Below are 7,036 nucleotides of genomic sequence, written 5' to 3'. Positions count from 1 at the left end.
GGTTCGCGCCGGGGGTGGTGGCGGTGGCGATCACGGTGTCAGACCTCCGAGTCCAGCTGACGCGCGCGGCGGATGGTGACGTCGCCGAGCTTGGTGCCGGCGTGGACCTCGACCCGCTCGACCGGCTCGTCGGCCGTGGGGGCGTCGGTGGACTCGAGCTCGTTGTAGACGCGCCCGACCCCGGTGCTCAGCTCCAGCCAGGCCGCGCTGCCCTCGCGCACGCCCACCTCGACGCTGCCGTTCTTCGAGCTGGCCGAGACCTTGCCGCGCACGACCTCGCCGATGCGCACCGCGCCGTTGGAGCTGGTGGCGGTGATGTCGGACAGCGCCCGGTCCACGCTCAGCGAACCGTTGGCGACCTTGAGGTTCGCCGGGCCGGTGACCACGCCCACGCTCACCTTCCCGTTGCTGCTGGAGACCTCGGCGGCGCCGTCCACGGAGCCGATCCGGATGTCACTGGAGGCGCCGTGCACCTGGGCGGTGCCGCTGACGGCCTCGACGCTGATCCGGCCGACGCCGCTGCGCAGGTTCAGCGGTCCGGTCTCGGCCAGCTGGACGGCGCCGAGGTCGGTCTTGAGCACGACGGTGCCGAGGGCGCCCACGGCCTCGAAGTCGCCGAGGTCCGCCTCGCCGCGCACGTCTGAGTCGGTGGGCAGCTCGAGCACGACGTCGATGGACTCCGGGCGCTTGCTGCTGAAGTTGACGAACCGGGTGCGGGGCTTGCGCGAGACGATGCTGAGGGTGCGGGTCGCCTCGTCGTACTCGACCCGGGTGTTCTCGGCGGCCTTGACGTCGGCGGGCTTGTCCGGGTCGCTCGGGCGCACGTCCACGGTCGTGTCGGCGCGGTCGGACGCGGTGAAGCGCACGTTCGCGACGTACAGGTCCAGGGTGACGGAGATCGGGGCCGGGGTGGTGAAGGTCGAGAGGGACATCTCGGAATTCCTTTGCTGGGAGCGGTGCGCGGTGACGGACGGGTGGTGCGGCGGTTCATGGGTTCCTGTGCGGTGGTGCGGGTGCTGCGGGTCGGTGCCGGCGGGCGTGGTCATCGGGCCCAGCCGCTGTGGCTCTGGCCGACGGCCCGGTCGGACTGCACCGGGGCGGGCCGCGCGGTGAGCCGGCCCTCGGCGGCCAGGCCGGCCGCGGCCGCCCGCACGATCCAGGCGTTCACCGACAGACCGCCGCCGGCGGCCGCGTCCTCGATCAGGGCCTTGAGGTTGGCCGGGAGGCGCAGGTTGATCCGGACCATGGTGGCCTCGTCGCCCTCGGCGAAGGGCAGCCGGACCTCGCGTCCTGGCGCCGCCTCCGCGGCGGCCTGCGCGCTCGGCGCGGGCTGGGTGACCACGAATCCGGCCGCCCCGCCGCGCAGCCGCACGTCCACGGAGCCCGGCGCGAGCTGGGCGGAGATCTCCTCGGCCGCGGCCGAGAGCGCCTCAAGCAGGGTCAGCCGCACCGCGGCGTCGAGCGGCGGAAGCAGCCGGTCGGCGAGCGCGCGGGCGTCCTCGCCGCCGACCTCGGCCGCGGTGGTGAGCTCGCGGCGTAGGTTTTCGACGTACTGGGTGAGTTCCATGGCTCTAATGTGGCACCATTTTGGTGCCAGCGCAAGCCTTTATGGCTCAGAATGGCATCCATGCTGGTCGGAAGTGGTGCCACTGGGTGCATCGGATGGTGCCATAGGGCGTGTCGGATGGTGCCATGGGGCGTGTCGAGTGGTGCCACGTGGTGCCGAGTGGTGCCACGCGGTGCCAGGTGTCGATAAAACGCGCTCGCCCGGCCTCGGCACGCGCGGGGATGATGGCGCACATGCGGATCGCCACGTGTCGCGCCGAGGACATCGCCCTGCTGGACCGGCACCTGCCCTCACCGAGCGCGACCTCCTACCACGCCCAGCGGTACGCGGCCCAGGTCGCGGGACGCAGCACGTTCCTGGTGGTGTGGGTCGAGGATCGCCCCGTCGCCACCGGTGAGATCCGGTGGGACGGGTGCCGGGCGGCGGAGGTGCGCGCCGTGGTGGCGGACTGTCCAGAGATCAACGGCCTCGAGGTCGTGGAGCCGCTGCGCTCCCAGGGCATCGGCACCGCGCTCGTCCGCCACGCCGAGCAACTCGCCGCCGGGCGCGGCGTGCCGACGATCGGCCTGGGCGTCGGCGACTACAACCACCGCGCGGCGGCGCTCTACGCGCGGCTGGGCTACCTTCCGCGCGTCTCCTACCTGGACCGGTACACCTACACGGACGACGCAGGGATCGAACATCCCGTCGAGGACGCGTGCGTGTTCCTGTCCAAAGAGCTCAGCTGACGCTGCCGACGCCCTCGATGCCGTCGACGCCGTTGATGCCCTCGACGCCGTCGACGCCGTTAATGCCGTTGATGCAGAACTCGTTGCCGCCGGGGTCGAGGAACTCCCCGGGCTCCCGCTCCGGGTTCGTCACCTCGAGGCGCACCCGGTTGCGGCCGTTCTTCGGCGCGGCGGGCGGCCCGAGCACGAGGCAGACGCGGTCGGCGGGGGAGCGGCGCAGACGGTCGGCGCGCGGGTGGTAGTCGATGCTGTGCCAGCCCGACTCGGCGGACCAGAACGCCAGTTGGCTGAACCGGTCGGGCTCGGCGACGTCCAGGCAGATCTGGGCGAGTCCCCGCTCGACGCGGATGCCCGGGTGGCCGGGGCGCATGACGCAGAACTCGTTGCCCTCGGGGTCGGCGAGCACGTCCCAGGGGACGTCTCCCTGGCCGATGTCGGCGCGGGTCGCGCCGAGGGCGAGGAGGCGCTCCACCTCGGCCGACCAGCCGGGTCCGCCGGCGAGATCGAGGTGCAGCCGGTTCTTGCCCGACCCGGCCGACTTGGCCGACGGCGCGGACGTCGGCGCAGCCGTCTCGACGAAGCGCAGGTTCAGCCCGGACGTCTCCCCGCGGGTGGCCTCCCGCCAGAAGGCCTCCAGCGCCGCGGCGTCACGTGCGTCGAACACGATTCCGGTCAGCATCGGAGCCGATTCTAGAGCGGACGCCCCGGGCTGCGACGTGGTACCGGGGCGGCTGGACCGGACACCCGCCCACCACATGATCGTGCCCTGTGGTCATATCACTTATATCAAGGCTCACGACACTCCCGCCGAGGAAGATCGAATCGGGTGACGTGCTGGATACCCTGCGTGCGTAACGCCACCCACGCAAGGGAAGATTCATGCGACGCACGCTCAAGACCACCTGCGGCACGCTCGTCGCGGCCGCCGCCATCGCGCTCGGCGCCGCCCTGCCGGCCTCCGCCGCCGTGATTCCGCACGCCGCCGAGACCAGCCCGGCCTACTTCGAGATGACCGACGTCACCGGCTCCAAGTTCGTGGTCAAGATGACCGACGGCGAGGACATCGAGCACGCTCGGGCCCTGGTCGAGGGCCGGACCGACCAGATGCCGCACGTCCTCGGGCGCATCATCAAGCGGTGGCAGCCCTACAACCACCGATGGAGCTACACCATCGACCCCGCCAGCGTCACCTTCTTCGACCAGAGCATCGAGGTCTGCGACGCCACCATCCCGTACGTCGAGGAGCACCTCGACGAGGTCGGAGGCGCGTTCCTGCCCGGCAACTGGTGGTGCGGCTGGTCCACCCGCCTGGTCCGGGAACTTCCGAACCCGTAGCCCGCTTGAGAATCGTGTGCCCGCGCAGGTAGTCGCCACTACGCGCGGGCACATAATCTTTCTCATCTTTTCTCTCCACCCTTTATCAACCCCGCCAGGGCCGAACGGGCGAAGACCCGCGGGTCGCGGGCGTGCTGGCACCGGTCGACGGATGCGATCGAGGGCACCATGGAGGGCGGTGACCGGTAGCCGCGCGAGGAAAGAGGTCCGCCGATGAGTGAGCCGCAGCCGGTCGTGGGCGAGCTGACCTCGGCCGCGGTGATCGTGGTGGCCACGATCGAGCCCGGCGGCGAGGACGCCGTGCGCGAGGCGCTGGCCGACTTCGGCGACCTGGAGGACTCGGTCGGCTTCGGCTCTCCCCTCGCGGAGCTCTCCTGCGTGACCGCGTTCGGCTCGGACGCCTGGGACCGGCTCTTCGGCGGGCCCAAGCCGCCCGAGCTGCACCCCTTCGTCCCGCTCGACGGCCCGCGCCACGCCGCCCCGGCCACCCCCGGCGACCTGCTGCTGCACGTGCGCTCGGAGAATCAGGGCCTGTGCTTCGAGCTCGCGCACCGGCTGCTCGACCGGCTCGGCCCGGCCGTCACCGTGGTCGACGAGACCCACGGCTTCCGCTACTACGACCGGCGCGATCTGCTCGGCTTCGTCGACGGCACCGCCAACCCGCACGGCCGCGGCGCCCTCGACGCGGCGCTGATCGGCCCCGAGGACCCCTTCGCCGGCGGCAGCTACGTCATCGTGCAGAAGTACCTGCACGACCTCGCCGCCTGGAACGCGGTCAGCGTGTCCGAGCAGGAGCACGTCATCGGCCGCTCCAAGCTCGAGAACATCGAGATGTCCGACGAGGCCAAGCCAGGGGACTCACACGTCGCGGTCAACACGGTCATCGGCGAGGACGGCGAGGAAGTCGACATCATGCGCTTCAACATGCCGTTCGGCGAGCTCAAGTCGGGCGAGTTCGGCACCTACTTCATGGCCTACGCCGCCTCTGCCGCGACCACCGAGCAGATGCTGCGGGCGATGTTCCTCGGCACCGCCGACGCGCCGCGCGGCGACCGGATCCTGGACTTCTCCACCGCCCTGACCGGCGGCCTGTTCTTCGCCCCGCCCGTCGAGTTCCTGGACGACCCGCCGCAGCCGGGCGTGAGCGCGGCCGAACTGCTGCCGATCACGGCGGACGCGGTCCCGGTGGCCTCCCCATCCGACGGTTCCCTGCGTATCGGCAGCCTGAAAGCGAGCATGTCATGAACAACCTGCACCGCGAACTCGCCCCGATCAGCGAAGGGGCCTGGGAGCAGATCGAGGAGGAGGCCCGGCGCACCGCGCTGCGCTACCTCGCCCTGCGCCGCGTCGTGGACGTCACCGGGGCCGAGGGCTCGCTGCTCGCCGCCGTGAGCACCGGCCACCTCGGCGAGATCGGCGGCGGCCAGCCGGGCATCAGGGCCCGGATGCGCGAGTCGCAGGCACTGGTGGAGCTGCGGGCCCCGTTCACCCTCACCCGCGCCGCGATCGACGACGTGGAGCGCGGTTCGCAGGACAGCGACTGGCAGCCGGTCAAGGACGCGGTGCGCGATCTCGTCTTCGCCGAGGACCGGGCCATCGCCGACGGCTACCCCGAGGCCGAGATCACCGGGATCCGCCCGTTCTCCGCGCACGCGCCGGTCGACCTGCCGGACCGCATCCAGGACTACCCCTCCGCCGTCGCCCAGGCGGAGTCCAAGCTGCGCCTCGCCGGTGTGGAAGGCCCCTACCACCTGCTGCTCGGCGCCAAGGCCTACACCGCGCTGACCGAGACCGTGGACCACGGCTACCCGGTCACCACGCACGTCAGCCGCCTGATCGACGGCGAGATCATCTGGGCGCCCGCGCTGGCCGGGGGCCTGCTGCTGTCCACCCGCGGCGGCGACTTCCAGATGCACCTCGGCCAGGACCTCTCGATCGGCTACGACTCGCACGACGAGGACGAGGTCCGGCTCTACATCCAGGAGACCTTCACCTTCACCCCGTACACCGCCGAGGCCGCCATCGAGCTGCGCGACGCGGACGGAGCGAGCGCGGCGTGACCCGGGTGCGGCCGTCGCCCGGTCACTGCACCGTCATCAGGAAGTGCGAGTCGCCGTCCACGCGCTTGCGGAACTCGGCCGCGCCGATCGGATGATCGGCCAGGGTGTAGTCCTTGCCGCCGGTCACGAAGTCGAAGTACACCAGCGCCTTGACGGTCTTCGGATGCTCGGCGGCGAAGTCGAACAGCAGGTCGATGGCCGCGGCCGTGTCCGGCTGGGGGAGCGCGGGCGCCCACTCCGCCACCATCATCGGCTTGGCGTGCTGGGCCGCGAAGACCTCCTGGTCGTCGAGCCCGCCCGCCCCGGTCAGGATGAAGGACTCCACCGCGCTCTGCGGGTAGGCGTCCACGCCGATCCAGTCCACGTACTGGTCGCCCGGGTACCAGGCGCTCGGGCTCAGTCCGCCCGGGCCGTCCCACAGCGTCGGGCACCACACGAACGCCGCGTTCGTCGCACCCTCCTGCTGGAAGATCCCGTACACGTGCTGCCAGGCGGCTATGAACTGGCTCGGGCTCACCCCCGGCTCGTTCCAGTCCGGGTACCAGTCCGCGTTCATCTCCCAGTCCAGCCGGATGAACACCGGCTTGCCGTACGCGTGCACCGCGTCGGCCTGAGCCTCGATGTAGGAGTCCTTCGACCCGTCGGTCACCGCGCCGCCGGTCAGGTCCAGGTTCCAGGACACCATCGGCGTCATGTCCGGCTTCTTCCGGCTGTTGGCCAGCGTCGGCGCCATCGCCCCGTCCGGCGTGGTCCACTGGTCGTAGATGGCCGGGTGCGCGCCTATCCCCGCGGTCTTGTCGAAGGTGTCCAGCCTGCCGATATCGGTGGACACCCCGATGTACACGTCCCCGTCGGTCGGCGCGAACTTCGGCCCGCTCTGCTGCGGCCTCGCGGCATACGTCCACACCCCCGCTGCCAGGCCGGCCATCGCCACGACGATGATCAAGGACCTGATTCTTTCCCGGCGTCCTCCCACCCGCACATTGTGCCCTAACCGGATCCGCTTCTCCACGCCCCGGATTCGCCCGCGTACGCCCCGGAAACGGCCGGTGGGCCCGGCGGCCGCGACAGTGCGCGGCCCGGACCCACCGGTTGTTCGTTCCCGTTGTTCGTTCCCGCTCAGGTCCGCGGGTCGCGTACCGCCGCCCGTGCTGCCTCGAGCCGCGCCACCGGCACCCGGAACGGGGAGCAGGAGACGTAGTCGAGTCCGACTTGGTGGAAGAACTGGACGGATTCGGGGTCGCCGCCGTGTTCGCCGCAGACGCCGAGTTTGAGTGCGGGGCGGGCGGCGCGGCCTTCGCGGGTGGCGAGTTGGACGAGGCGCCCGACGCCGTCGCGGTCGAGGG

9 protein-coding genes are annotated in these 7,036 nt (G+C 71.3%); 4 read left to right on the top strand and 5 right to left on the bottom strand.

Translation table 11 applies throughout. The features are described 5' to 3' along the window. Positions 1 to 38 precede the first annotated feature (38 nt). Positions 39 to 932: a DUF4097 family beta strand repeat-containing protein gene (locus tag KDL01_RS37600; protein WP_212533491.1), complete on the bottom strand. Its 894-nt coding sequence runs from the start codon at positions 930 to 932 to the stop codon at positions 39 to 41. A 110-nt stretch (positions 933 to 1,042) separates the two neighbouring features. Then, entirely contained in the window at positions 1,043 to 1,567 is a 525-nt protein-coding gene (locus KDL01_RS37595) for a hypothetical protein (RefSeq protein ID WP_212533490.1), read from the bottom strand. 233 nt (positions 1,568 to 1,800) lie between these two features. On the opposite strand from KDL01_RS37595, the gene KDL01_RS37590 reads away from it, so the two are divergent. After that, a complete protein-coding gene (locus KDL01_RS37590; protein WP_212533489.1) occupies positions 1,801 to 2,295 on the top strand; it encodes a GNAT family N-acetyltransferase in 495 nt (164 codons plus the stop codon). Here KDL01_RS37590 and KDL01_RS37585 read toward each other — a convergent pair. Next, positions 2,288 to 2,974, bottom strand: a complete 687-nt coding sequence (locus KDL01_RS37585; protein WP_212533488.1) for a VOC family protein — start codon at positions 2,972 to 2,974, stop codon at positions 2,288 to 2,290. The two genes, KDL01_RS37590 and KDL01_RS37585, sit on opposite strands and share 8 nt — an antisense overlap. A gap of 200 nt (positions 2,975 to 3,174) precedes the next feature. On the opposite strand from KDL01_RS37585, the gene KDL01_RS37580 reads away from it, so the two are divergent. From KDL01_RS37580 to KDL01_RS37570, 3 genes are all read left to right on the top strand, one after another. Next, positions 3,175 to 3,630 (top strand): BP74-related protein, encoded by a 456-nt coding sequence (locus tag KDL01_RS37580; RefSeq protein WP_212533487.1) that lies wholly within the window; start codon positions 3,175 to 3,177, stop codon positions 3,628 to 3,630. A gap of 213 nt (positions 3,631 to 3,843) precedes the next feature. Further along, positions 3,844 to 4,875, top strand: coding sequence for a Dyp-type peroxidase (locus KDL01_RS37575; protein WP_212533486.1), 1,032 nt, complete (start codon positions 3,844 to 3,846; stop codon positions 4,873 to 4,875). Continuing rightward, positions 4,872 to 5,690, top strand: coding sequence for a family 1 encapsulin nanocompartment shell protein (locus KDL01_RS37570; protein WP_212533485.1), 819 nt, complete (start codon positions 4,872 to 4,874; stop codon positions 5,688 to 5,690). Before KDL01_RS37575 ends, KDL01_RS37570 begins: the two co-directional genes overlap by 4 nt. Before the next feature lie 22 nt (positions 5,691 to 5,712). Here KDL01_RS37570 and KDL01_RS37565 read toward each other — a convergent pair whose 3' ends face one another. Further along, the gene (locus KDL01_RS37565; RefSeq protein ID WP_212533484.1) at positions 5,713 to 6,636 is read right to left on the bottom strand and encodes a glycoside hydrolase family 26 protein; all 924 of its coding nucleotides are present in this window, start codon (positions 6,634 to 6,636) and stop codon (positions 5,713 to 5,715) included. Positions 6,637 to 6,809: 173 nt separating this feature from the next. Beyond that, a partial coding sequence (locus KDL01_RS37560) for a putative PEP-binding protein (protein WP_212531428.1) occupies positions 6,810 to 7,036 on the bottom strand: 227 nt, incomplete at its 5' end.

This window comes from Actinospica durhamensis, from assembly GCF_018139695.1.
In the GTDB taxonomy this organism is placed as follows: Bacteria; Actinomycetota; Actinomycetes; order Streptomycetales; family Catenulisporaceae; genus Actinospica; species Actinospica durhamensis.
Note: the sequence above shows the minus strand (reverse complement) of the source record. Positions and strands in the feature narration are given on the sequence as shown.

Bases quoted from the DNA above. Each gene is read 5' to 3' on its own strand.
- KDL01_RS37600 (WP_212533491.1), bottom strand. From the start codon at position 932: ATGTCCCTCTCGACCTTCACCACCCCGGCCCCGATCTCCGTCACCCTG.
- KDL01_RS37595 (WP_212533490.1), bottom strand. From the start codon at position 1,567: ATGGAACTCACCCAGTACGTCGAAAACCTACGCCGCGAGCTCACCACC.
- KDL01_RS37590 (WP_212533489.1), top strand. From the start codon at position 1,801: ATGCGGATCGCCACGTGTCGCGCCGAGGACATCGCCCTGCTGGACCGG.
- KDL01_RS37585 (WP_212533488.1), bottom strand. From the start codon at position 2,974: ATGCTGACCGGAATCGTGTTCGACGCACGTGACGCCGCGGCGCTGGAG.
- KDL01_RS37580 (WP_212533487.1), top strand. From the start codon at position 3,175: ATGCGACGCACGCTCAAGACCACCTGCGGCACGCTCGTCGCGGCCGCC.
- KDL01_RS37575 (WP_212533486.1), top strand. From the start codon at position 3,844: ATGAGTGAGCCGCAGCCGGTCGTGGGCGAGCTGACCTCGGCCGCGGTG.
- KDL01_RS37570 (WP_212533485.1), top strand. From the start codon at position 4,872: ATGAACAACCTGCACCGCGAACTCGCCCCGATCAGCGAAGGGGCCTGG.